Origin of the sequence: Fibrella arboris (assembly GCF_041321095.1) — a bacterium.
GTDB classification, from domain to species: Bacteria; Bacteroidota; Bacteroidia; order Cytophagales; family Spirosomataceae; genus Fibrella; species Fibrella arboris.
In genome coordinates this window covers 1-24,980 of record NZ_JBGGWE010000027.1, presented here as the reverse complement: position 1 = coordinate 24,980, position 24,980 = coordinate 1, and the positions used below count along the sequence as shown (strand labels likewise).

Below are 24,980 nucleotides of genomic sequence, written 5' to 3'. Positions count from 1 at the left end.
GAAACCGGCCCCAAGATGAGTCATCCGTTCATAAAGGCTGTGGGAGACGACCACGTTGATAGGCGGCAGGTGGAGGGTCAGAAATGGCTGGAGCCGAGCCGTACTAATGAGCCTGTCAGGTTAATTTCATGGTAACGCGATCAATAAAATACTGCAAACAGTGTGAAGCTTTCTTCTCGATGGGCAAAAGACAAAGACATTGCTGAGTCGACTTGGATGAGTGATCATCCGGTGAGATAAAGCTGAAGATATAGGAGGTTGGTGACGACGGGCGGGTGCACACCTTTTCCCATTCCGAACAGAGCCGTTAAGCCCCGCACTGCCGATGGTACTGGTGTCACGACCGGGAGAGTAGGCGGTCGCCACCCCTAGACAACAGAGTCCCGCTTCGTAAGAGACGGGACTTTTTGTTGCTACACACTGTAGCCAAAAATTTAGGGAAAATAACACCAGGGTTAATTAATTAGTATTCATTTAACTACGCGCTTAAAAGTCACTATATAGTTGCCTTTATTGCAAAATGATCGAATACATTGTGGGTGTAACCCTTAAAGTCGCTCATAATGAAGTGCTTATATTTATGTATAATCCTGTGTTCATGTTCAATTCAACTTATTCGGGCTCAGCCTTTGCCTACTGCGTTTAAATGGCAGGAAAAAGTAGGAGACAGTTATATCGGTATCAACCTGTCTACCAGCCGCTACTGCGGTGACATAAGTGAACGATATAATTTTTCGCATCTGCAATTAGGTTGGGGAGCCGAAGTTCATGTACGTCGTCGGCTGCATGAACGTTGGTGTATCATGAGTGAGACTGGCGTCTATTACGTGCGCGCCGATCAGGCCTATACAAAAAATGCTGCTAATCACCTTTCTTTCTCTGCCACGAACTTCTCATCCGTTGTCAGTTTGCGCTGGGATATGCTACCTGTAGATGACAGCAATCAGCGAAACATAATGTACTTGTTCGGTGGTTTTGGGGTAACGAAGATGTCGCCGACAACAACATTGGCTGGCCTATCCTATTCACTTCCTACTTTTCAAACAGAGGGCGTTGCCTATAATGAATGGGTTGGGCAATTGCTATATGGAGTCGGTTTCCCTATATCGCTTACTCCGTCGACGCAGCTGAGTGCACAGGGCCGGTACTCTCATGTCTTGAGCGATTATCTGGACGATGTAAGTGCACGTTATGTAGATAAGTCTGCTTCGCCGGATATAGAAAAACAGCTTGCGGATAAGCGTATAGCCAACCGGTTATCGCCGAACCCGACTACTGCAAGGCGAGGGAACCCTGAGAAGAATGACGGCTATTTTCTATTTACTTTACAGCTCGTTTATAAGTTTTAATTGATGCGTTAGTACTATTCCTAAACAAAGCAGAATGGCTTCATTTATTGCCGCAATAGATCAGGGAACGACCAGCACTCGGTGTATCATCGTTGACAAACAGGGGAATATTCATTCTGTAGCGCAGAAAGAACACAAACAGATTTACCCTAAGCCAGGCTGGGTAGAGCATGACCCAGAGGAGATATGGCAGAATACACTTGAGGTAATTGCCAAGGCCCGGATTCAACTTCGGCTTACAACCCGCGATATTGAGGCAGTAGGCATAACCAATCAGCGGGAAACAACTGTTGTCTGGAATCGAAAGACAGGGAAGCCATATTATAATGCCATTGTTTGGCAAGATGTGCGGACAGAAGATGTTGTAGCAAAATTAGCTCAGGATGGTGGCGCTGACCGGTTTCGGGCGAAGACAGGTTTACCATTGGCCACTTATTTCAGCGCTCTGAAGCTCGGCTGGTTGTTAGACAACGTACCTGGCTTACGTGATGATGCTGAACAAGGCAACGCTATTTTCGGCACAATGGACAGTTTTCTGATCTGGCACCTAACAGGGGGCCCTCAGGGCGGTGTACACGTTACCGATGTGACAAACGCCAGCCGGACGCAGTTGATGAACCTGGAGACGTTGGATTGGGACGATGAACTTCTAACAACCCTGAACGTACCTAAAGCCATGTTGCCCGTTATTCAACCAAGTAGCGGCCTGTTTGGAACAATTACCTCTGAAGTAATTCCGGGTGTACCAATTACTGGCGTGTTAGGCGATCAACAGGCTGCTCTGGTTGGGCAGACGTGTTTTGAGCCTGGTCAGGCAAAAAATACGTATGGTACAGGCTGTTTTCTGTTGATGAATACGGGCACCGAAATCCGTCAGTCAACATGTGGTTTGTTAACTACTGTAGCGTATCAATTTGGTAGTGAAGCAACCTGCTATGCATTGGAAGGAAGCGTAGCTATCGCCGGTGCACTGGTGCAATGGCTACGCGATAATCTTGGAATCATTCAGTCGAGCAGCGAGGTGCAGACGTTGGCTGAGCAGGTTGATGACAACGGAGGTACTTACATAGTACCGGCCTTCTCAGGCCTGTATGCGCCTTACTGGCGATCAGACGCGCGCGGCGTTATTGCCGGATTAACTCGCTTTGTTACTAAACAGCATATAGCCAGAGCTACGCTGGAAGCCACGGCTTTTCAAGTTTATGATGTATTGCAAGCCATGCAGGAAGATGCTGGCATTGCCTTGAAAACCCTACGCGTCGATGGGGGAATGGTGGTTAATGACTTGTTGATGCAATTCCAGGCTGACATCAACAACGTACCTGTCGTACGGCCTCGTGTGACCGAGACTACCGCTATTGGTGCTGCCTACGCGGCTGGGTTAGCTGTTGGCTATTGGTCGTCTATGGATGAACTAAGAGCAAACTGGGGCGTTGAAGCTACCTTCACATCAGCCATGCCCGACGAGAAGCGAGATGAGCTGCTTAAACAGTGGAAAAAAGCCATTGAGCGTTCCTTCGATTGGGCGGTGTGAGGAAGCGCCGGAAAATTTATTACTTTGTCAAGGCCTGACTAACGGGATGAAGCGATATGGTATTCGATTACATCATTGTGGGTGCTGGTTCAGCAGGTTGTGTTTTAGCCAATCGACTGTCGGCTGATCCAGGGATGTCGGTGCTGTTGTTAGAAGCAGGAGCGCCCGACAAAAAAATGGAAATACACGTACCTGCTGCTTATGGGAAGCTCAACCGCACCCTGGTAGATTGGGGGTACTGGACTGAACCTCAGGAGCATATCGATGGACGACGTATGTATCTGCCCCGGGGAAAAACGCTGGGCGGCAGTAGTTCAACGAATGCTATGGCCTACGTGCGTGGCAATCGGGCGGATTATGATGCCTGGGGGGCGGCGGGTAATGCAGGTTGGGATTATGAGGCTGTGCTGCCTTACTTTAAGCGGTCAGAAAAAAATGAACAGTTGGATCGCCTGAATGCAAAGTATCATGGTGGCGACGGCCCCTTGACCGTGAGCTACGCCACCCGGTTTAGAACTCCCCTGGCCGATGCATTTGTCGAAGCTTGTAAGCAACATGGAATTGCTGAAAATCAAGACATGAATGGGGCTCAACAGGAGGGGGCCGGGCTGCTTCAATTCACTATTAAAAATGGTAAACGCCACAGCACCGCTGCTGCTTTTCTGAAACCAGTACTGGGCCGGCCTAATTTAACCGTTCGTACGCAGGCACATATTCAGCGGATCCTGATCAAGGATGGCCGGGCTACCGGGGTTGAATTGACTACCGGGAAAAGCCTGACTGAGGCTATTTCGGCACAACGAGAAGTAATCTTGTCGGCCGGGTCATTCAATTCGCCACAATTGTTGATGCTTTCCGGCATTGGTCCTGCCGACGACTTGAAACGACATGGTATAGCCAGTAAACTTGACGCACAGGGCGTTGGTCAAAACCTGCACGATCATCTGTTTGCCGGTGTGAGCTCGTTGGCAAATCAGTTGGTTGGTACGAATCACTGGCTAACCCCTCTAAACCAACTGAAAGCACTCTGGCAGTACCTAACGGCCCAGAAAGGACCCTTTACAATTAGCCCGCTGGAAGCAAACGCGTTTGTACGTACTGCCGATACGCTGACACAACCCGATTTGCAGCTGCACTTCGCGCCAATCCATATTGGCGATGATTACAAGGCAGACTTTTACGATCTAAACACGTTTCCGACAAAAGCCGATGGCTGGTCTATTCTGCCGACGTTACTACAGCCAACCAGCCGCGGGTACGTTGCCCTGCGGTCGGCTAACCCGCTGGATGCCCCGGTGATCCAGCCTAATTTCCTGTCTACCGAAAAAGACCGAAATCTGTTGCTGACCGGTACGAAATTAGCGCTGGAGCTGAATCGGTCAGCCGCGTTTTTACCCTGGCGGGCGCGGGCGCTTGTGCCAGCCGAAGATGCCTCAGATGAGGGCCTGATGACTCATATTCGTCGGATCGTTGAAACGGTTTACCACCCGGTGGGTACGTGCCGGATGGGTAATGATGCCAGTGCCGTTGTGGATGACCAGCTTCGTGTGCGGGGCATGGAAGGACTACGGGTGGTCGATGCCTCCATTATGCCCACTATTGTGTCGGGTAATACCAATGCACCGGTTATCATGATTGCCGAGAAGGCAGCCGATCTTATTCTGGGGCATACTGACCCCCAACCAACTACACAACAGAAGGCCACCGCTTAGGAAAAAGCTGATACGGGTCGATTTTCTCTACTTTTGGGACTGCAAAGTCCCTTTTTTGTGCATGCTTGTTTCCCGTCTGATTCCCTCCCGCCCGTCTGATCGTTGGCTACTCAGCCTTGTCCTGCTGTTGGCTATCGTATTTTATGCCGCCATTGTTCGGTATGCCATCAACGTACCTCAAGTGGATGATTACCTATACATCGACAGCGTCCGTCGTATACTAGCGGCAGGTACGTCCGTTGCTGAGCGGATACGATTACTGGTCGAGCAGCACAATGACCACCGAATAGTGCTGTCACGTTTACTGGTTCTGGCCGACTATGCCGTTGAAGGGCAGGTAAACTACCGGACGTTGACACTGGTGGGCAGTCTGAGCATCGCTGGGCTACTCTGGCAGGTTTACCGATTATTTCGGCAGGCAGGTTTAGCGGGCTGGCTGATCATTCCCGTTGCGTTACTGCTCTTACAACCCTCGTACCAGGAAGATGTATGGTGGGTATTGTGCCTGTTACAGCATACGCTAACATTATGGCTGATGGTCATCGTTTTTCGATGGTTGTCCCGGCCACAACGCTCCGCGCAGCTTGGCGCACTGGCGCTGGGCGGGCTTGTGCTGTATTCAAACAGCAATGGCCTTTTTATGTGGATTGCGGTGATCGCGCTGTTACTACTGACCCATAAATGGCGTTGGGCAACTGGCTGGACCATTACAGGGGTGTTCCTGATCGGGCTCTATTTTAGCATAAACTATAATTTCATTGCAAAAGACTCGATAGGGGCGGTTATGCAGCACCCAAACTGGGTAGTGAAGAGCCTGGTCAGTTTTGCCGGGAGCGCGGTGTATTTCGATCAGCGCCGGTGGATGTTAGTACCTGGTCAGTGGCTGGTACTGGGCGTAGGGTGTATCGTACTACTAACCATCGGGTTAAGCTGGGTACGTTCGCTGGCTCGCTTGCACCTGCGAACGTACCCAGTGCTGGCCCCGTTTTTAGGGGTTGGCCTTGTGCTGGTGGGGTCGGGAGTGGCGGCGGCGCTGGCCAGGAGTGATGGGGGGTTAATGATCATCGGTCGCTATCAACTGTATGCTGTATGGTGCTTAATCGTGACCTACAGCCTGCTGGTGATCCAGCTGACGGGACGGGGCCGGAAGATAGTGGCCTGGGTGGGCGTAGGGTTTTCTCTATGGTTCTGGCTCAATGCCTGGCTATACTACGGTCCTCTCCTGGCCGATCGGTATGCGACTCAGGTAGCAGAAGGGGTAGCCCTGAACCACTATCAGTATTCGGTAACCAGCCAAACGTTCGGGCTGGACCCCTATTGGCAGAAAGGCTGGGTAGCTGCTATGAATCAGGGAATTTACCAGGTGCCCGATCTGGATGAAATAAGGGGTCTCGAACAGGCCATGCGCACTGAGCCTGTTCAGGTGGCTCCCATTCAGTTTGGTACAGAAGTCAGGCGATTGGGCTATCTGAGCACCGACGCCATCTTTGTGCAGCAGGACACGTTGCCAAAGCCGGACTTTCTGTATGTGCGATCGGCCACAAACTGGTATGTTTTTCCAGCTCTGCGAATGCCAAAACCAATAATGAAACCGTGGCTTGCCGATAAGGGCGTCAGAGCAATGATTCTGCCCATTATGCTGAAGCCAGGTACGTACCAGTTAGGCTGGGTATGTCGGGCAAATAAGCAATGGGTGGCTTCTCTGACCCAACAGGAATTGTTGGTGCCTGCCCGATAAAACCAGAAAGCCACTCCGATTTGGAGTGGCTTTCTGGTGGAAGACGACTGGATAACCGTTAGAAGAACAGAATCCGGATCGTGAACGGACTGCTGCCGTAAAGTACTTGATCTGTTATCGAGCCAGAATAATTAACGTTATACAGTGCTGATAAGTTAGCTGAAAAAAGTCGACCAATCGGTTGTGAGTAAGTTACACCGAGCCAAGTTGCTGTTGAATAACCTGTAGTAGGTCCATTTGGAGTGAATGCTAGACTTGTTTGGCTGTACGAACGTTGGTCAAGCTCAACATGCGCATAGATATTAGGAATTATGGCAGGTAGAAATTCATACATACCAAAAACTCGTCCGGAATACTGGTTAAGGTTATATCCATAATAGTTTTTCAAATTAGAGTACGTATATCCTGCACCAATGCCCGTCACGAAATGCTCAGACACTTGGTAGGCCACCACAGGCGATAAGCCAATGCTGAAAGGATTGAACTGGAGCGCCGAAATGCCACCACCAAACCTAAGTCGATCCTTGAACGGCAATGGTTCGCCGGTCGGCGTTTGGGCTTTAAGAGGGGTTTGGCCCTGGTCGCGGCGTTCTTCCGGGTCTTCTGTAATCTGCCCGAAGGCGACGCTGCTGGTCAGTAAAGCAACCAGCAGGAAAAAGTGATGTATCTGTCTCATAATAATCCGCCTGGGCGGTGTGTCACAACAAAAAGTCAGTGTAAATAACGATATAATGGGTTGCTTTCGCGTGAAGAGTTGGTTAAAACACGAACTCCTTCACGTCGGCATCATTGAGGAACCGCTTGATGCATTTCTCGTGAGCCTGCTCGGGACCGGAAACTTTCCAGCGGCCGCTAATCTCACCACCTATACGCTGCTGTGGGCCTCTTCGTGGCGATAGTCCGCAGTCAATGAAGATCCGTTCGTATTGATTCAGTGTTTTGTTTTTATAGTTAGTCACTACTTTGTATTCGCGGGTCTGGTTGAGGCGGGTGATGCGGTACGAGAGCCTGGCCAGAAAGAGCAGTGAACCCATGATAATGACGAAGCCGATCAGGGCAATATCGTAATAGCCTGCCCCGATGCTCATGCCCAGCGCCGACACAGACCAGACCGTGGCGGCCGTTGTGAGGCCTTTTATCCGGCTTTCTTCCTTGTAAATGAGCCCGGCCCCCAGAAAACCGATACCATTGACAATGTTGGCCGCAATCCGATCGTCGCCCAAACGGCGCGAAACCATCGTGAACAGGGTAGCCCCAACGCAGATCATGATCGTGGTGCGGAAACCGGCCGCTTTTGACCGATATTCCCGTTCGGCACCGATCAGCCCGCCCAGCAGCAGCGCCAGAACAAGCCGGAGTATATCTTCCTGGTAGATAATCATAGTTACCGTTTACTGTTTACTGTTTGCCGTTGCGCTGCTCATGCACAGCTTCTGTTGAAGCAGCGCAACGGCAAACAGTAAACAGTAAACTGATTTTTCTGAACGTAGTGAAGCCGTTTTCCGTTGAAAATTAGATAAGGTAACGCTCATTCAACGCATGATTCAACCCGCCGAAACCGACGTGATGGCGATAACGCCAAACGGCTCGGTCGACCACCTGGACCCCAAACAATTTATTATTATAAAGGGGGCGAAGGTACATAATCTAAAGAATATTGATGTGGCCATTCCGCGCAACAAGCTGGTGGTGGTCACGGGATTATCAGGCTCCGGTAAGTCGTCGCTGGCGTTCGATACCCTGTTTGCCGAAGGGCAGCGCATGTACGTCGAAAGCCTTAGCAGCTACGCCCGGCAGTTTCTGGGCCGGATGGAAAAACCGGAGGTCGAATACATCAAAGGGGTGTCGCCGGCCATTGCCATCGAGCAGAAAGTAACCTCGCGTAACCCCCGCTCAACAGTAGGTACGTCGACGGAGATCTATGATTATCTGAAACTACTATTTGCCCGGGCAGGACGTACCTACTCGCCCATATCGGGCAACGAGGTGAAGAAAGATACCGTGACCGATGTGGTCAGTTTCATCTTCGCGCAGCCAGAAGGCACGCGGGTGATGGTAATGGCCCCGCTGTATGTGCGCGAAGACCGCACCGTGGCTGAAGAACTGAACATCCTGCTTCAGAAAGGCTATACACGCCTGGTTGCCGACGGAACGGTGTTTCAGATGGAAGACCTGCTCGATGAAGCCACAAGGCTGGCCAACGCCGGCCAATCGGGTGATCTGGTTCGGACTTTATGGCCCAATCCCGACGCCACGCTGGAAATCCTGATCGACCGAAGCACGGTGCAGTTCGACGAAAAGGGGGAGCCCGACGAAGACACGCAGTACCGGTTTTCGGATTCGGTACAAACGGCCTTCAACGAAAGCGACGGGTCATGCCGGGTTGACATACTGGCTGGCGATGACGTACCTGGCCAATCGCGGGTGTTTTCTGACCGCTTCGAACTGGATGGGATTGCGTTTGAGGAGCCAAGCGTAAACCTGTTTACGTTTAACAACCCGTATGGAGCCTGCCGCCGGTGCGATGGCTTTGGTAAAGTGCTCGGCATTGACCCCGATCTGGTCATCCCCGACAAAAACCTGTCCTTGTTTGAAGGAGCCATTGCGCCCTGGCGGAGCGAGAAAATGAGTGAAGAATACATGAAGCCGCTGCTTCGGAATGGCATTCGCTTCGACTTCCCGATTCACCGCCCCTATAAAGAGCTCACACCCGAACAGAAAGAACTGCTCTGGACGGGCAACAAGTATTTCAACGGTCTGAACGATTTTTTCGCCTTTGTGGAGAGCCAGACCTTCAAGGTGCAATACCGGGTGATGCTGTCGCGGTATCGGGGCAAAACAACTTGTCCCGAATGCCGGGGCTCGCGGCTACGGCGTGACGCCAGCTTCGTTAAAGTGGCGGGCAAATCGATCACTGACCTGGTATTGATGCCCATCGCTGAGTCGGCGGCGTTTTTCCGCACCATTGATCTGCCCGCTACGCAGCGCCGCATTGCCGACCGCATTCTGATTGAAATTCAGAATCGCCTCGATTACATGGAACGTGTGGGGCTGGGTTACCTGACCCTGAACCGACTGACGAACAGCTTATCGGGTGGTGAATACCAGCGTATTAAGCTGGCTACGTCGCTGGGTTCGGCGCTGGTAGGGTCGATGTATATCCTCGACGAACCCAGCATTGGCCTGCACCCGCGTGATACCCAGCGGCTGGTCAGTGTGCTGGAAACCCTGCGCGATATGGGTAATACCGTGATTGTGGTGGAGCACGAAGAAGAGGTGATGCGCGCTGCCGATCAGATCATCGACATTGGGCCCGAAGCCGGTTCGGGTGGTGGTCATCTGGTGTTCCAGGGAACATGGGCAGAAATTGAGGAGGAAAGAAGGAAGGGAGACATGGAGGAAGGGAGAAACGGGGACCAGGCGAACGCCCCTTCCCCCTTTTCGCCCTTCCCCCTTTCCTCCTTCCATTCCCACACCCTCGATTTCCTGACGGGGCGCGAGAACGTACCTGTGCCCTCGTTCCGGCGCATACCCACGCACTGGATCGACCTGAAAGGGGCGCGGGAGCACAACCTGAAAGACGTTGACGTTCGTTTTCCGCTCAATACGCTGACTGTAGTGACGGGCGTGTCGGGTTCAGGAAAATCGACGCTGATTCGGAAAGTGCTGTTTCCGGCGCTGTGCCGGTTGAAGGGCGACGCAGGCGAAGAAGCGGGTAAGTATTCGGAATTGACAGGCTCTGTTGACCGGATTTCGGCCATCGAGATGATCGACCAGAATCCCATCGGTAAGTCGAGCCGGTCGAACCCGGTCACGTATATCAAAGCCTACGATTATCTCCGCCAGGTCATGGCCGATCAGCCGGTGGCCAAAGCGCGGGGGTACAAACCAAGCCACTTCTCGTTCAATGTCGACGGTGGGCGCTGCGAGGTGTGTCAGGGTGAGGGTGAAGTGAAGGTAGAGATGCAGTTCATGGCCGATATCTACCTGAAATGCGAAGGCTGTAACGGTCAGCGGTTCAAACAGGAAGTGCTGGAAGTGACGCTCGCCGAGAAAAACGTGTCGGATATGCTGGCCATGACCGTCGACGAAGCGATCGATTTCTTCCGCAAAGTAGAGCCCAAAATGGCCGATAAGCTGATGCCCTTACAGGAAGTTGGCCTCGGCTACATTGGCCTGGGGCAATCGGCCAATACGCTGTCGGGCGGGGAAGCACAACGGGTGAAGCTGGCGTCGTTTCTGGGCAAAGGCAACCCGAACAAAGGGCAAACGCTGTTCATCTTCGACGAACCAACTACCGGCTTGCACTTCCACGACATTCGGAAGCTACTGAAAGCGATCAACGCATTGGTCGATCAGGGCGACTCGGTGATCATCATCGAGCATAATATGGAGGTCATCAAATCGGCCGATCACATCATTGACCTGGGCAAAGAAGGTGGCGATGCGGGTGGGTACGTTACCTTCACCGGCACACCCGAGCAGATGATCGCCTTGAACGAAGGAATCAGCTACACAGCCGACTTTTTGAAAGGAAAACTGTAGGCAGAAGGCATCTATGTATCGAGCAAAAGGCCGGGGGTAACTCCGGCCTTTTGCCGTTTAGGGCCGATGGGGGCGACGGCGGGGCTTTGTGGCAGAGAGCCAATGACTTGCGATCAGACTGCTGTATATTGGCGGATGAACCTGCCTCTCTTCTGTCTATGCCAAAACGAGTACTCCTTACCCTATTAACACTGGCCATTGCGACTAGCCTGCGGGCGCAGCAACGCATTAGTTGCCGTAACGATCTGGCCGATCTGATCACCATTAATCAGCCGCTGGCGGGCGAAAGCATCAGTCGGTACATGATGACGCCGGGGGTAGTGCCCCTCAACTCGACGCAGGCGATTTTACTGGAAGTAACCACCACGGGTCAGCCATCGGAACTACGCCTGGTCAACGAGACAACGCAAACGACGGTGGTGCTGACTGATGCGGGTACCAACGGCGATAAGAAAGCTAAAGATGGCATTTTCTCGGCCACGGTGGCGCCGCCGGGGGGTAAGTGGTCGGAGCCATTCCTGGGTTTTATCCGGCTGCTGGTCAACGGAACGCAGCTCTCACAGGCAAACTGCTTTATGTTGCTGCTCACACCGGATATGCCCGCCGTAACACCTAAAAAAATCGATAATGCCACTCAATACAGCGACTACGTGTTCAACCTCGTGATTCCGTCAACGGCTGCTACGCCTTCGGATAATAACCGGCAGGCCTACACGAAAACGTTTTACAACTACCACGCCGATGAGTTCGATTTTGTCAATTACGTGCTGGTGCCCGGCTTTCTGGATAATCGGTTTCACGGTACCATCAACAATACTGTGCAGGGCATTGGCTTCGGTACGGGCGGACTAGCGAACCCGGCCGCCGCCTTCGGTAGCGCAGGGCGGCTCATCGGTTATAACCAGTTTCCCATTCCCGATTTCTTCGATGGGGCCAACCAGGGCTATATTCACGAAGTAGCCCATCAGTGGATCAATCAATCGACAAAGAGTTTTCTGAAAGACGGTGTACCGCACTGGCCCCTATCGAACCTGGCGACGGCCGTGATGGGGTACAGCGGCGGCGCAAGTCGGCAGGGTAGTAATTTCCCGTACACCTTCGTAGACCAGGGCAGCAGCTGGCAGCTACTCAATAACCCTAAAGCGCAGGAAAACGGCTATAACGAGTGGGAGCTCTACCTGATGGGCCTGATGCCGGCTTCAGAGGTCAAAACGGCGGCTGTGATCTTCAAGGATCAGTTGACGATACCGCAGGGGGGTACGTTCCCCAAAACAGCGTTCAACACCTATACGATCAACGATTACATAGCCATTGAAGGGCAACGTATCCCGAACGCGGCACAGAGTCAGAAACGGTATGGCATTGCCACCATCGTGCTGTCGGAAACGCTGTTGACCCCCACCGAAATGGCCTATTACGACTACATGGCCAGACGCGCCGAGGGGCGTACGCCAGTGGCTACGCGGGAAGGGTTCGTTAGTTACATGGGCAAACCTTTTCAGGTAGCCACGGGCGAACGGGCTACGCTACGGGCTTTACTGAACACCAATGCGAATTGCGCCAGCGTACCCACCCGGCCAACCATTGGTCTCGGCGGCGGTGGCACAACGTTCTGCCAGGGCGGCTCAACGGTGCTGACTGCCCCCCAAAACGCCACCTACATCTGGTACCTCAACGGTGTACCACTGCCAGAGCGGGCGGCATCCCTGACCGTTACGCAGGCGGGCAACTACGCGTTGTCGGTACGTAATGCAGCAGGGTGTAGCAGTCCTGTTTCCAGCGAAGTGACCGTATCGGTTAGCTCTGCTCCGGCCACACCGATCCTATCTGTAACAGGCAGTGCGTCGGCCTGTACGGGGTCGGCGGTGGTGTTGTGGGCCGATGGGAACGGAACGGCTTACCAGTGGTTGCTAAATGGGATACCTATCGCCGGTGCTGTGTCATCGACCTATTCGGCAACAACAGCAGGGAGTTATGCCGTGACAACGCAGCATGCCAGTGCCTGTCCGAGCGCCGCTTCAACGCCCGTTGCGGTGAGCATCAACCCCATTCCGCCCCGGCCAACCATTTCCTTTACGGCTAACGGGCTTGTCTCGAGCATTGCAGCGGGCAACCAGTGGCTGCTGAATGGGGCAATTATCCCGAACGCGACGGGCCAGACTTTTCCCGGTACTGTGGCAGGGGGCGGTTATTCGGTGCGCGTAACGATCAACGGCTGCACGAGCGTTTCAGATATACTCACCATTACGGGCAATGAACCGGCGGCAACGGGTACTATCAGGCTGCGTCACGTTCCGAACCCGGCTGGTCAATTCGCCTCTATTTCCTTCGACTTGCCCCGGCCAATGCGCCTGTCGATTCAGCTACTGAGTAGTGGCGGTACGTTCCTGCGCCAACTGGCCGACGGAACGTACCCGGCGGGGACAACTACCGTTGGTATCGACACCAGCACGCTGCCGACAGGGCTGTATCTGTATCGCCTGGAAACCGACGGGGGCAGCCAGACGAATAAATTGATGGTGAGCCGATAACAGGCGTTTACAGATGCCCGGGCTGTTTGTCCCCTCCGTTGATAAGCCGTACCTTTCGGAACGGCCTACTACTGATTATGCCGTCTCTATGAAAGCGCTGATTGTTTGTACCAACCATACCGATTATCCGACCAGGCCCCAGAAAACGGGCTTATGGCTTAGCGAGGCCACGCATTTCTACGATGAATTGCAGGATCGTAACATCCAGTTCGATTTTGTCAGCCCGAAAGGTGGCCCCATTCCGCTCGATCAGCGGAGTGTCGAGTCGCGGGACAATACGAACGACAAGTGGATGCATACGCCGGCTTTTCAGGAAAAGCTGGCCAATTCGTTCCGCCCGGATCAGATCAATCCTGCCGATTACCAGATCATCTATTTCGCCGGTGGGCACGGTACCATGTGGGATTTTCCGAACGATGAAACGCTCCAGGCCATCACCCGGCATATCTACGAACATGGCGGCATGGTGGCTGCAGTCTGTCACGGCGTGGCGGGCCTGCTAAACGTGAAGCTGTCGGACGGATCGCTGTTTCTACAGAATAAGCAGGTGACAGGTTTCTCCAATATGGAAGAAAAGATTGTCAGGCTGGCCGAAGAAGTACCCTTTCTGCTCGAAGACGCCCTGAAAGAACGCGGGGCACTCTACAGCAAATCGCTGATTCCGTACGTACCGCATCTGGAGGTAGACGAGCGGCTGGTAACGGGGCAGAATCCCCTCTCGGCCCGCAAAGTAGGCCGGAAAGTGGTGGAAGAGATGTTTGAGAAATAGGGGAGGAAAGGAGGAAAGGGAGGAAGGGGAGGAAGGGAGGAAGGGAGGAAGGGAGCTTCGCTGAATTAACGAACCAGCGAAGCTCCCTTTCCTCCTTTCCTCCCCTTCCTCCCCTTCCTCCTTTCCTCCTTTCTTCCCTTTCCTCCCTAAATAATCACATGCGGGAAAACGGCCCGGAACGTGGGGAGAATCTGGTCTTTCTCCGATACGTTCGGATTGGTGATGCCCCAGTCGATGTTCAGGTCAGGGTCATCCCAGCGGATGCCGCCTTCAGCCTGCTTGTTGTAGACGTTGGTACATTTATAACTAAAGATGCTGTCTTCCAGGGCCACAAATCCGTGGGCGAACCCTTCGGGAATCCAGGCCATGTTGGCCAGTTTGGCATCCAGTAAGAACGTTTTATACTGCCCGAAAGTGGGTGACTCCGGGCGGCAGTCAACGGCTACGTCGAGCACCTGCCCGGTGATAACCCGTACCAGTTTACCTTGTGCAAAAGGTTCATTCTGGAAGTGAAGCCCACGCAGTACCCCTTTCGTTGAAAAGGACTGGTTATCCTGCACAAAATCGACTGGTAAGCCCAGCGAGGCAAATAATGGTTTATTGTAGGATTCGAAAAAATGACCGCGGTCGTCTTCAAAAACGCGGGGAATCAGCTCGATAAGGCCATCAATGTCCGTTTGAATTACTTGCATAGTACAATTTCAGGTAGTAGCTACAAAAATAGACTTCTCTACGGTAGTTCGTACTTTTGGGGCTGTCCATTTTAGGTATTGGTAACAAACGCGTATGAACTATCAGGCTCTGTCGGCGCAAATCCGGCAAAAGAAATCATACCTCTGCGTGGGGTTAGACACCGACAGTCAAAAAATACCGGCTCATCTGGCAAACGTACCTGACCCGGTTTTTGCCTTCAATAAAGCCATCATCGATGCCACTGCGCCCTATGCCGTGGCCTATAAACCCAATATCGCGTTCTACGAAGCGCAGGGCCCACGCGGCTGGGAAAGCCTGCAAAAAACGCTGGACTACATTCCGAAAGATTGTTTCACCATTGCCGATGCCAAACGCGGCGATATCGGCAACACGTCGGGCCTCTACGCCCGCGCCTTTTTCGACCCCTCGGCGGCGGGGCTCAACTTCGATGCCATCACGGTAGCGCCCTATATGGGCCATGATTCGGTGATGCCGTTTCTGGACTACCCCGGCAAGTGGGTGATTCTGCTGGCGCTGACCAGCAACCCCGGCAGTGCCGATTTTCAGCGCCAACAGGTGGATAACGAAACGCAGGAACTGTTTGAAACGGTGATTCAGAAAGCACAGACCTGGGCCACCCACGAGCAACTGATGTTTGTGGTAGGTGCCACGCAGGCCGACCAGATCGCCCGCATTCGCGAACTGGCTCCCGATAATTTCCTGCTGGTGCCTGGTGTGGGGGCGCAGGGTGGCTCGCTGGCCGACGTTTCGAAAAATGGCCTCACCAAAGACGGTGGCCTGCTGGTCAACGCCTCGCGCAGCATCCTTTACGCGTCTTCAGGCCCGGACTTTGCCGAAGCGGCCGCCGCCGAGGCCAAAGCCATTCAGCAGGAAATGGCAACGTACCTGAGCTGATGCAGGCGTGAGCCAGTCTGGTTAACCCGCTTATAGCTGGTGGCTATGCTTTATTGACCATACATGAAGCGATACTCAGCGATCCAGCTATCGGTCGGTTTCTCTCGCCGATACATAACCCTAACTCGCTGCTGATCATCATACTCTAATCGGTACTCGCGCCGGAAAATGCCGTATGGACCCTGATTTTCAATTAAGTTGGTCGCTTGCCCGGTATAGTCTGGATCAAGGCTAAAAAAATACAAGTCAGCCAACGGGTTAGGCTGATTGTCAAACGTATAGTCTGTACGCTCTTTTAATTCACCCGTTCTGGTAAACGTCTCCATATAAAGGGGTTTACCCTGGGTATAAACCGTTTGCCGGTAGCTTCCGTCGGCAATGAATGTCAAACGTCTGGATCGAATCGTTCCCGTTGGAGTGTAGCTAAACTCTGAATAGTACGTTAGGCCATACGACGAACCCTCGCCCAGATAACGATACGTTAAGGTGTAACGTACCTGTTGCTGAGCGTTATAGCCATACTGGGTCATCCAGGAAGCATACCCCGCCGGTTTATTAGGGTAGTCGGTCGTTCCGTGATACACGCGCTCAAGCCGGTTGCTTTCATAGTGGCCCAATGTAAAGAAGCTATACCCATAAACAGTGGGGTCATAACTGGCCAGTAACCTTCCCTGCTCATCATACGTATAGCCGGTCATGCCGGCCTCGGGTGATAATCCGCCCCAACCCCCGGCATTTTCGTCGACCCGGATGGGGCGGTTAGCGGGCCCTTGTCCATGAATGGCTATTTGAGTCATGTCAGGCTTCTCAAGCCGGATTACTGAATCGAGCCTGGGTAAGACGTCAAACTCGTTCGTAAGCATTACTGCTGGCTGTTGGCAAGCGATAGCGATCAAGACGAGCGTTATTGATAACGAACAACCCCTGGTTTTAGACGTGCCTACGCGCATGATACGTTGGGTAAACCAAAATTCATATAAAAAGAATAGAATAGGGATGAAGACGATTACACTTGTAATCAATAATAATAGTTCGTCAATGTGTAATACTTCCAATAGCCTGATCCTTTAGATTCCACCTCTTCAAGTTGGCGAATCAGCCGACCTTGCGCATCATACTGATTTGAGTACACGTATTCGCTGGTATGAACTCCACTTATGCTATACCAAACTTGCGTTTTTCGCAGTAGGGCATTGCGGCTGGTTTCACCCAGAAAAGTAAACGTTGCTAAGGGAGCGTAATGCTGATCATCGTAAAAATAGCGCGTGACGTTGTCTGTGGTCCTGTCGAAGTAGTTGTAGACCTCCAGTTGAGTCATGTTGCCCGCTTTAAGGGTTGACTGCCAGGTGGGCAATTGGTTGTTGCTGATAGAATAACGGGGAAGAAGCCTGACTTGTAAAGCGCTCAGTAGCAGCCCTTCACCGGAATAGCGCCTTATCGAGTCCACGTCCACGTAGCCGTACTCTGCTTTGTTGTAGCTCAGTACGTGGCGTTGACCGGGGTCGAGGGGGAAACGCAAAGCTTCTCGCATATAACGGTTTACGTAAGTTTCCTGCATATAACCGTTTAGGTAAGTATAGGTACTGCCAGTGGGTTCGAAGATCACTTTTTTGTCTGATATCACCATGGTCTGATTCAGTTGATGCCGGGTCAACCGTTGGTTGTCATCATAATAAAAACTTATTGAATCAATGGCCCAGGCGGAGTAACTAGTCCCGTCCAACCGTACCGTGTCTAAGTAAATTTGATTAATAGTTCCAGTAAGGTGCAGATACCGTTTAGCGGTGGCCTTAACGCGTTGCTTACTTGGGGAACTGAGTGGTTGAGTGAGGATTTGATCGTGGCATCCACTTAAAACTACAAGCAGGAGCATCCCACTGATAGAAGCCCACACTGCACGACTTACCGGCTTATATGGTTTCATTTTGTATTGACTTATCGTTAGGAATTTACAAACGCCTACTAGTGGCTATCTTGACTAGTTTCTGCCAACTTTAGGTAGCGCGGCTGATAGCGGTTGGGTACTTTTTATTACATGATCCGCTACAAGCCGATCTAGTTGACCCGCTTATAGCGGATCGTATAATAGAACGTACCCATCGGCCCGGATGGGCAGCTTCGCTGGGTGGGAAAGCCGAACTCGTTGACGCGCTGGCTTTCATAGCGCATGAGGCCTTCACTACACTCCATACGCTCGAACCAGACGGAGCAACTCTTCTGCTTTCTGGATACCAGATTGTTGTTGGTCAGCGGGTTGTCAAGTATGGCCAGGGCTCTGCCGTAGGTGATCAGTTGGTCGGAAGCCGCTATCAGGGCTGCCATGAGCTGGTATTCTTTGCTGGTCGAAAATATATTCTGCTGCTGATCGTATTGCTGGGCAAGGATCTGAACGTAGTTGCGCGGGTTCCGCTCCTCGCTCTTTTTCGATTCGGTCAGGTAATCCAGATGCCCCTGACTGTCCAGATAGAGTCGGCCCAGCGCTACATTGGTGTTCACCGGATACCCTGCCTCATCTACTTGTATACTGACTTGTTTCACGGTCTGATTGCCAATGCGTGCCTGAGCCGTAAGCGTATTGCCTGTATACGTCAGGCTGAAACTCGACGACTGGCTGTAGGTCTGGAGCGTGTTGTCGAACAGTTCGGTGTTGAGCGTAATGGTGGTCAGGCGATCGTCTGTGTACGCAAACTGCGCCCAGGGTTTGGGGTCGTTCGCTGAGGTAAGTAACGAATCCCGGACAGACAGGAGCTGGTTCTGGCTATTGTAGGCAAATAGCGAGCGGTACACCCAATGGGCCAGAGCGCCCTCGGCATGCCAGTCAATGGAGGTGGGCAGCAATACTGGCTTTTGAAGCGATCGCGAATTGATCACCGACTCATCGCCACAGGAAAGCAAACCCGCGCTGAGCGATCCGGTCAACAGAACAAAGAGAATACGAAGTGAATGATTCATGATTAGTTAGTTGATTATAAGCGCGTTTACTTGTTATAAGGCACTGGGGCGAATGGACAACGACACGCCGACCAGAAAAGGATGAATAACCAGTTGCCGATCGCCACTGTAGAGGCGGCTAAACCCATATTGAACGGTAGGCCCCACGTGAACTGAATAGGCCGTTTTTAGTGGTATACCCGTTATCAACGCCGCCTGCCCCCATACGAGCAGTTGCCCGGTGGCCGGTAGGTACGTACCCTGCCCGCCCAGGCTGGCTACCAGGCGACCAGGCCGCTTACTCAGCGCAGACTCTTTAGCCAAACTGGCTCCCAGCATTGTCAGGGAGCCAGTTTCAACGACCGACCGGCTCAATTGGGTGATCCGATACGCACCTGGTCCCGTTGGGTCAATCCGGTATTCATTGGTGGCCACGTCGTAGTAGGCCCAGCGCTTCAGCTGCCCAGCCATGAGCTGAACCGCCAACTGCCGCCACACCAGGCCCCCGCTGACTTGATAGCCCCAGGTTGGCCCCGCAAAAGCGGCCGGTGTGCCCACTTGCTGCACGTACGTTTCCGGCCTGGCCACAACGGTCATCCACTGATAAGTGCTCAAAGGCGCCACGCTGGCCAGCCATTGCAACGGGGGCCGACGGTTTTCAGCAGTGGCTTCCGTTGGCTGTTGAGGCAGTGGCACCACCTGCTTCGTAAGGGGATTATCGGGCACACAAAACGGACGGATGGTCATGGGTTGTAACGCTGACACTGCCGCTTGCCCGAAAACGCTATCCGCCACAACTGGCTGAGCCATCGCGTGAACGGGCGTTGAGCGCCACAACGTCGGACTGGCCGGTTTGTCAATCGGAGACGCTGGCGGGCGGCCGGTTAGCTGATCTGCCTGCCTGGCGGCGGCTGGCAAACGTACCTGATCGCTGGCTGGCCTCGACCGGGCGATACGATCGGCAAGGTGCACTGGCTGGCCAGGCGGCGCAGGTTTCGTGCTGAAAGCCGGATGGGCTGGCGGCGCTTTGGGCAACGTCGATAACCGATCCGGTTGCGTAGCGACTCGTTTATCCACGCCTGTCGCTGCCCGATCGGTGTTCGCCGCTAACTGTGCCTGCGTTGGCGGCGAACCGGTTCTGCGCTGGTCGTTCACCAACCGGTCGGGGAGGGCATGAGTAGTGGGGCTATTCAGGAGGCGTTGTGGGCCGTAAAACGCCCCGCCGATCAGTAGCAATAGAACAATCGCCAGCACAACGTACCTGCGGCGTGTGGTCGAGGTGGCTGGCAGGTGTTTCCAGATCTGCTGTTTGAGCGAACTCGACGGCGTTCGCTCAAACTCATTGAAAAGCTGCTGAAAGCGTTCTTTCAAGGCTTTGTCGGTCGAATCATCCGAAGAATTCATGACGTTTGGGGCCGTTTTGTTGACTACGTTTATTCAGTAAATGCTTTGCCCGGCTGTATTGCGAGCGAACCGTGGCTTCCGGAATAGCCAGCAACCCGGCAATATCGGCGTGGGAATACTCTTCAATCAGATACAGGTTCACCACCAGTCGATACTGGTCGGGCAACTGGTTGATAAAGGCCAGCAGGGCGTCCATATTGAGTCGATTGAGCATGGCTTCATAATCGTCGCTGACCAGGTCTTCGGTACTTTCTTCGTAGGTGCCGATCCGTTCCTGTGGGCGGGTGGTGCGGTTGTAATAATTGATCGCCGTTCGCACAATGATCGATTTCACCCAGCTATCGGCCGATTCTGGTTTGTCCAACTCCCGGATATGCTGGAAAATGCGAATGAACGCTTCCTGAAAAATATCTTCGGCTTCTGCCACCGTTCGGGCGTACCGCACGCAAACGCCCAGCATTCGATTCTTGTACCGTTCGTAGAAGGCATGCTGCGCCTGCGCCTCCTCGCGTTGGCAGGCAAGCACCAGATCCCGCAGAGTCGGGTATTTCTTGCGACCAAATAACGCCATCTGAACAAGCCGTTTTAAGAGAGATCAGCCAGCGGCTACACCAGGTTCAGGTACGTTCGCCGCACGAGCTGGCCCTGCTCACTGAAGGTCATGAACCAGGTTTGTCGCCCTTTCTGCAAATTGACCGTATAGGTGGTCAGACCGGCGTATTGGCTCTTGCTGAGCAGACTGAACTGGCCAACATTGGTGAACCCCGCCAGTTCAGGCGTTTGGCTCAGGTACGTTTGGATGGAGGCGGGTAACTGATTGATGAAGGAATAATACTGGGCATTGGCCGAGCCGGAGGCGGCAAGCAACTGACCATTCTCGTCGTAGGTCAGGTTATAATAACCGGCGTTTTGCTGCACCATGATGGCATATTGCTTTTTACCCTGCGCATCAACAGTGACCAACGCATAGCTAAAGACAGCCCCCTGTGCCGTCAGCGACTGCTGAATAGCGAGGGGAAGGTCGAGTAACGAGTCGGTGCGGAATTCCAGTTGGTTGCCGGGTAACAGCTCCGTGGTGTAGGTGATCCTGCCATTCAGGCTGGTGACGTTCCAGCGAAAGGTATAACGATTACCCTGCCAGTCGTAGTCGGCCAGAATGAACTGGCCGTTGTTGCTGCCATCTCGGAACCAGCTGTAGTTCTGCACGCTGAGGTTGGTGAACGTACCCCCGTCAAGCACGGTGTTGCGCACCAGCGAGGCCAGCGAATCCGGCACCGATTGGGTGGCCAGCTGGTAGGCGATCAATAGTTTTTGCAAGCTGGTCGCGGCGTTGTACCGGGCCGATTTCTGCGTGAAATTCACCTGCCATACCCGCCCTTTCTCCAGGGTTTTGAAGACCATATCGGCCGCGCCCGGATATTGATCGGTCAGGGCCTGAATCGCGCTGGCCGGAACGGTGTCAGCGGGCGTGGGCTGAGTGTCGGTCACCCGGTTGCAGGCCAGTTGGAGAAAGCAGAGAAGCGAAAGCCAGCATACTTTTTTCATACGTTGAGCAGGTTTGCCGTGTTTCAACAGCGCATAGCCACCAAAACGAACCAGCCGTGAAGTTAGTCACTGGTATAGACACCGTTCGCTCTCACCGTTGTTGCATGACCCTGCTTTATTTTTGACTCACGCTGTTACTTAGTTACGTCTTTAAAGACTTTTTTTGTGTAAAATGCTGAGAATGAGTTCTTGATGAGGTTCGCCGCATAGAAAAGCCGCGCTCAATTTTCGCTGGTGCGGCCTCCCGGTTAATACGCTTCTATGGCTTGCTTTACTTGTGTCGACGTTTGCCTGGCTTGTCCCCTAAGCATTACCCTCTTCCAACGCTTTCGTTAAAGCCGTTTCCTGCATACCGGGAATGGCCGTGCCTTCGACCCAAACGATGGTCACGTCGTAGATGCCAATGAAGTTCAGGATGGTCTTCAGGTAGGGGGCCGCAAAATCATAGGCTACCATAGGGTCTTCCGAATAAATACCCCCGCTCGAGAGGGCCACGTATACTTTCTTCCCTGTCAGCAGTTCTTCCGAACCCGTAGCGGCGTAGCGAAACGTCATGCCCGCCCGCACCAGGTGATCGATCCAGGCCTTCAGGGGCGAGGCGATGCAATTGCGAACGGCTAACTAACCCTCAGGGTCTGACAGATTGTGTCGACAGACAGCGAAGAATGGTCGAGTTACCCGTCAATCAGCCTGTTCCGTTTTTCGACAAGTAATCGGTCAGCCGTTATCATTCAGATGTGCCCTTACGATCTACTGTCAACTACAGACGTTTGGTAAGCAGCTCAATATGAACCTATTCTGTAGGGGTACGTATCATTTCTGACCAGTCTCTTTTTGATAAAAGAGTAAGTTAAACCCGTGTCGATAGACCAGTACGTTTCCGGGTGCAGGCTAAAGTTGCACGGTTGTATGCCGACTTTAGGCATAAGCGATGCAACTTTGAGCAGCATACATCGACCACTAAACCCTAAACGAACCCTTGTCTTTCATTCCTGCTTCTGAATCGCCCGCCGAGCTATCGGTCAAGGCCATTATCGTCGGTGCGCTATTTGGCGTGCTGTTCGGGGCCGCTACGGTCTACCTGTCACTCAAAGCGGGCCTGTCGGTGTCGGCATCCATCCCCATTTCGGTGCTGGCCATTTCGCTGGGGCGGCGTTTTCTGAACACGACCATTCTGGAAAACAACATTATCCAGACCACCGGTTCGGCGGGCGAAAGCATCGCGTCGGGGGTGGTGTTCACCATGCCGGGCTTCCTCTTCCTGACCGACGGCGCCTCGGCCGATTTCTTCAACTACTGGACCATTCTGACCCTGGCGATCGTAGGCGGGCTGGTGGGTACGTTGATGATGGTGCCCCTGCGCCGGTCGCTGATTGTGCAGGAACATGGTACGTTGCCCTACCCCGAAGGCACCGCCTGTGCCTCCGTGCTGATTGCCGGTGAAAAGGGGGGCGATTTTGCCAAAACGGCGTACCTGGGCCTGGGCGTGGCTTTTCTGTATGCGGCCCTGCAAAAGGTGCTGCACATCATTGCCGAAGTACCCGTCTGGGCTACGAAACAGGCCAATCGCTATTTCCCGTCGGCGCAGGTAGCGGGCGAGATCACGCCGGAGTACCTGGGCGTGGGCTACATCATCGGTTTCCGTATTTCGGCGGTGCTGGTGGCGGGCGGTTTTCTGGCCTGGCTGGGCCTGATTCCGCTGCTGGCCTCGGTGGTGCCGGGCGAAACCATTGCGCTCCAGTTGCAGAAACTCGGCTACCTGGCCGATCTGGCCAAAGCTGGTGGCCCCGGCGGCTGGAACCCCGAAACTAAAACCTTTACCGATACCGCCGCCGCTATTTACCGGGCGTATATCCGTCAGATTGGGGCCGGTGCCGTCACGGCGGGTGGGTTTATGACCTTGCTGAAAACCATTCCCACCATTGTTTCCTCCTTCAAAGCCTCCATCGGCAAAGGGGCTGGCTCCAACGCTGAATTGGCCGGACAGCCGGGTGGTCTGTTGCGGACCGACCGGGAACTGAGCGGCCGGTTTGTCATCATTGGCTGTATTGTGCTGGCCGTGCTGATGGTACTGCTGCCGCAGATCCCCGGCGATACGTACCTGACCAAAGCGCTGATTGCCATTCTCGTTCTGGTATTCGGCTTCTTCTTCGTCACCGTGGCCAGCCGCATCGTGGGCCTGATCGGGTCCAGTTCGTCGCCGGTATCGGGTATGACCATCGCTACGATCATGGGTACGGCCCTGATCTTCATCGGCATCGGCCTGACGGGACGTACCTACGAACCGGCCGTGCTGGTGGTGGGCAGCCTGATCTGCGTAGCCGCCGCCAACGCCGGGGCCACCTCGCAGGACCTGAAAACGGGGTATCTGGTCGGGGCTACACCGCGCTCGCAGCAACTGGCGCTGCTGGTCGGTGTGGTGGTATCGTCGCTGGTGGTGGGAGCTACGGTAAAGCTGCTGGATACACCCACGCCCGATCTGGTGGCGCAGGGCATTACCCACGCCATTGGCACCGACAAGTTTCCGGCCCCCCAAGGCACGCTGATGGCCACGCTCATCAAAGGCTTATTGTCTTTCAACCTCGACTGGCAGTTTGTGCTGGTCGGCGCTATCCTGGCCTTTGTGTTCGAGCTGATCGGCGTGAGTGCGCTGGCCTTCGCCGTTGGCCTGTACCTGCCCCTGTCAACAACGCTGCCCATCTTCGTCGGTGGCTGCATGAAAGCCTTCGTCGACTGGCGGACCAAGAAACCCGCTCATGCGCATACGGCCCTTGAAAGCGAAACCGAAGAGACCGACGACCTGAGCAAAGGCAATCTCTTTGCCACGGGCCTGGTAGCGGGTGGTGCGCTGGCGGGTGTGCTGGTGGCCCTACTATCAGTTAATGATGGAATTTACACGACCCTATCGACCCTGTCGCTCGAACCGGCACTGGATGGTGCCTTTGGTGCTGGCGGGTATCAACTGCTGGGTGCGCTGTTCTTCGCCGCCCTGGCGGGTACACTCGGCTGGATGGGACTGAAAAAGTAGTCATTAGTCAATCGGCACCATCGGTTAGGCATTTATTGTTTCAGCGAATGACCACGTAGAAGCTGCCTAAATAAATCTCGTCGCGTAGCGACCTAATGTTTGTAACGGATTGCCACAGTCTTATCCGTCGCGTAGCGACCTAATGTTTGTAACGGATTGCCACAGTCTTATCCGTCGCATAGCGACCTAAAGTTTGTAACCATACATGTACGCTCGCTCATCATCCGTCGCGTAGCGACCTAATGTTTGTAGCGGATTGCCACAGTCTTATCCGTCGCGTAGCGAC

At 53.6% G+C, this 24,980-nt stretch carries 19 protein-coding genes and 2 rRNA genes; 11 read left to right on the top strand and 10 right to left on the bottom strand.

From position 1 onward, the window contains the following. From ACAW75_RS25915 to ACAW75_RS25890, 6 genes are all read left to right on the top strand, one after another. Positions 1–128: ribosomal RNA gene (locus ACAW75_RS25915) — 23S ribosomal RNA — on the top strand; the annotation flags it as partial. 129 nt (positions 129–257) lie between these two features. After that, a 5S ribosomal RNA gene (gene rrf, locus ACAW75_RS25910) occupies positions 258–368 on the top strand. Between the two features lie 261 nt (positions 369–629). Beyond that, a complete protein-coding gene (locus ACAW75_RS25905) occupies positions 630–1,349 on the top strand; it encodes a hypothetical protein (protein WP_370731695.1) in 720 nt (239 codons plus the stop codon). 34 nt (positions 1,350–1,383) lie between these two features. Further along, positions 1,384–2,883, top strand: a complete 1,500-nt coding sequence (gene glpK / locus ACAW75_RS25900; RefSeq protein WP_370731694.1) for a glycerol kinase GlpK — start codon at positions 1,384–1,386, stop codon at positions 2,881–2,883. Positions 2,884–2,939: 56 nt separating this feature from the next. Continuing rightward, the gene (locus tag ACAW75_RS25895; RefSeq protein WP_370731693.1) at positions 2,940–4,595 is read left to right on the top strand and encodes a GMC family oxidoreductase; all 1,656 of its coding nucleotides are present in this window, start codon (positions 2,940–2,942) and stop codon (positions 4,593–4,595) included. A gap of 61 nt (positions 4,596–4,656) precedes the next feature. Next, complete coding sequence (locus tag ACAW75_RS25890; RefSeq protein ID WP_370731692.1) at positions 4,657–6,333, top strand: hypothetical protein; 1,677 nt, start codon at positions 4,657–4,659, stop codon at positions 6,331–6,333. A 58-nt stretch (positions 6,334–6,391) separates the two neighbouring features. Here ACAW75_RS25890 and ACAW75_RS25885 read toward each other — a convergent pair whose 3' ends face one another. Together ACAW75_RS25885 and ACAW75_RS25880 are read right to left on the bottom strand one after the other, a co-directional pair. After that, complete coding sequence (locus ACAW75_RS25885) at positions 6,392–7,009, bottom strand: porin family protein (RefSeq protein ID WP_370731691.1); 618 nt, start codon at positions 7,007–7,009, stop codon at positions 6,392–6,394. 82 nt (positions 7,010–7,091) lie between these two features. Next, positions 7,092–7,715, bottom strand: a complete 624-nt coding sequence (locus tag ACAW75_RS25880; protein ID WP_370731690.1) for an MgtC/SapB family protein — start codon at positions 7,713–7,715, stop codon at positions 7,092–7,094. Positions 7,716–7,872: 157 nt separating this feature from the next. Here ACAW75_RS25880 and ACAW75_RS25875 point away from each other — a divergent pair, with 157 nt between their 5' ends. The 3 genes from ACAW75_RS25875 (at position 7,873) to ACAW75_RS25865 (ending at position 14,178) form a co-directional block, all read left to right on the top strand. Then, positions 7,873–10,878, top strand: a complete 3,006-nt coding sequence (locus ACAW75_RS25875; RefSeq protein ID WP_370731689.1) for an excinuclease ABC subunit UvrA — start codon at positions 7,873–7,875, stop codon at positions 10,876–10,878. Positions 10,879–11,036: 158 nt separating this feature from the next. Next, positions 11,037–13,409 carry a T9SS type A sorting domain-containing protein gene (locus tag ACAW75_RS25870; protein ID WP_370731688.1) on the top strand — a complete coding sequence of 791 codons (2,373 nt, stop codon included), beginning with the start codon at positions 11,037–11,039 and terminating at the stop codon, positions 13,407–13,409. 88 nt (positions 13,410–13,497) lie between these two features. After that, positions 13,498–14,178 (top strand): type 1 glutamine amidotransferase domain-containing protein, encoded by a 681-nt coding sequence (locus ACAW75_RS25865; RefSeq protein WP_370731687.1) that lies wholly within the window; start codon positions 13,498–13,500, stop codon positions 14,176–14,178. Positions 14,179–14,324: 146 nt separating this feature from the next. On the opposite strand, the gene rfbC is transcribed toward ACAW75_RS25865, so the two are convergent. After that, positions 14,325–14,870 (bottom strand): dTDP-4-dehydrorhamnose 3,5-epimerase, encoded by a 546-nt coding sequence (gene rfbC / locus ACAW75_RS25860; protein WP_370731686.1) that lies wholly within the window; start codon positions 14,868–14,870, stop codon positions 14,325–14,327. 94 nt (positions 14,871–14,964) lie between these two features. Between rfbC and pyrF the strand changes: the two genes are divergently transcribed. Next, positions 14,965–15,786, top strand: a complete 822-nt coding sequence (gene pyrF, locus ACAW75_RS25855) for an orotidine-5'-phosphate decarboxylase (protein ID WP_370731685.1) — start codon at positions 14,965–14,967, stop codon at positions 15,784–15,786. Positions 15,787–15,836: 50 nt separating this feature from the next. Here pyrF and ACAW75_RS25850 read toward each other — a convergent pair whose 3' ends face one another. The 7 genes from ACAW75_RS25850 to ACAW75_RS25820 all read right to left on the bottom strand — a co-directional run bounded on the left by ACAW75_RS25850 (position 15,837) and on the right by ACAW75_RS25820 (position 22,257). Further along, the gene (locus tag ACAW75_RS25850; protein WP_370731684.1) at positions 15,837–16,649 is read right to left on the bottom strand and encodes a hypothetical protein; all 813 of its coding nucleotides are present in this window, start codon (positions 16,647–16,649) and stop codon (positions 15,837–15,839) included. A 155-nt stretch (positions 16,650–16,804) separates the two neighbouring features. Next, entirely contained in the window at positions 16,805–17,710 is a 906-nt protein-coding gene (locus ACAW75_RS25845) for a hypothetical protein (RefSeq protein ID WP_370731683.1), read from the bottom strand. A gap of 131 nt (positions 17,711–17,841) precedes the next feature. Then, entirely contained in the window at positions 17,842–18,738 is an 897-nt protein-coding gene (locus ACAW75_RS25840) for a hypothetical protein (RefSeq protein WP_370731682.1), read from the bottom strand. A 33-nt stretch (positions 18,739–18,771) separates the two neighbouring features. Beyond that, the gene (locus ACAW75_RS25835) at positions 18,772–20,121 is read right to left on the bottom strand and encodes a hypothetical protein (protein WP_370731681.1); all 1,350 of its coding nucleotides are present in this window, start codon (positions 20,119–20,121) and stop codon (positions 18,772–18,774) included. Further along, positions 20,105–20,692 (bottom strand): RNA polymerase sigma factor, encoded by a 588-nt coding sequence (locus tag ACAW75_RS25830; protein ID WP_370731680.1) that lies wholly within the window; start codon positions 20,690–20,692, stop codon positions 20,105–20,107. Before ACAW75_RS25830 ends, ACAW75_RS25835 begins: the two co-directional genes overlap by 17 nt. Positions 20,693–20,727: 35 nt before the next feature. Further along, positions 20,728–21,666: a hypothetical protein gene (locus ACAW75_RS25825; protein ID WP_370731679.1), complete on the bottom strand. Its 939-nt coding sequence runs from the start codon at positions 21,664–21,666 to the stop codon at positions 20,728–20,730. Between the two features lie 303 nt (positions 21,667–21,969). Continuing rightward, positions 21,970–22,257, bottom strand: coding sequence for an FMN-dependent NADH-azoreductase (locus ACAW75_RS25820; RefSeq protein WP_370731696.1), 288 nt, complete (start codon positions 22,255–22,257; stop codon positions 21,970–21,972). Positions 22,258–22,645: 388 nt separating this feature from the next. Here ACAW75_RS25820 and ACAW75_RS25815 point away from each other — a divergent pair, with 388 nt between their 5' ends. Continuing rightward, positions 22,646–24,694 (top strand): OPT family oligopeptide transporter, encoded by a 2,049-nt coding sequence (locus ACAW75_RS25815; RefSeq protein WP_370731678.1) that lies wholly within the window; start codon positions 22,646–22,648, stop codon positions 24,692–24,694. The last annotated feature ends 286 nt before the right edge of the window (positions 24,695–24,980 follow it).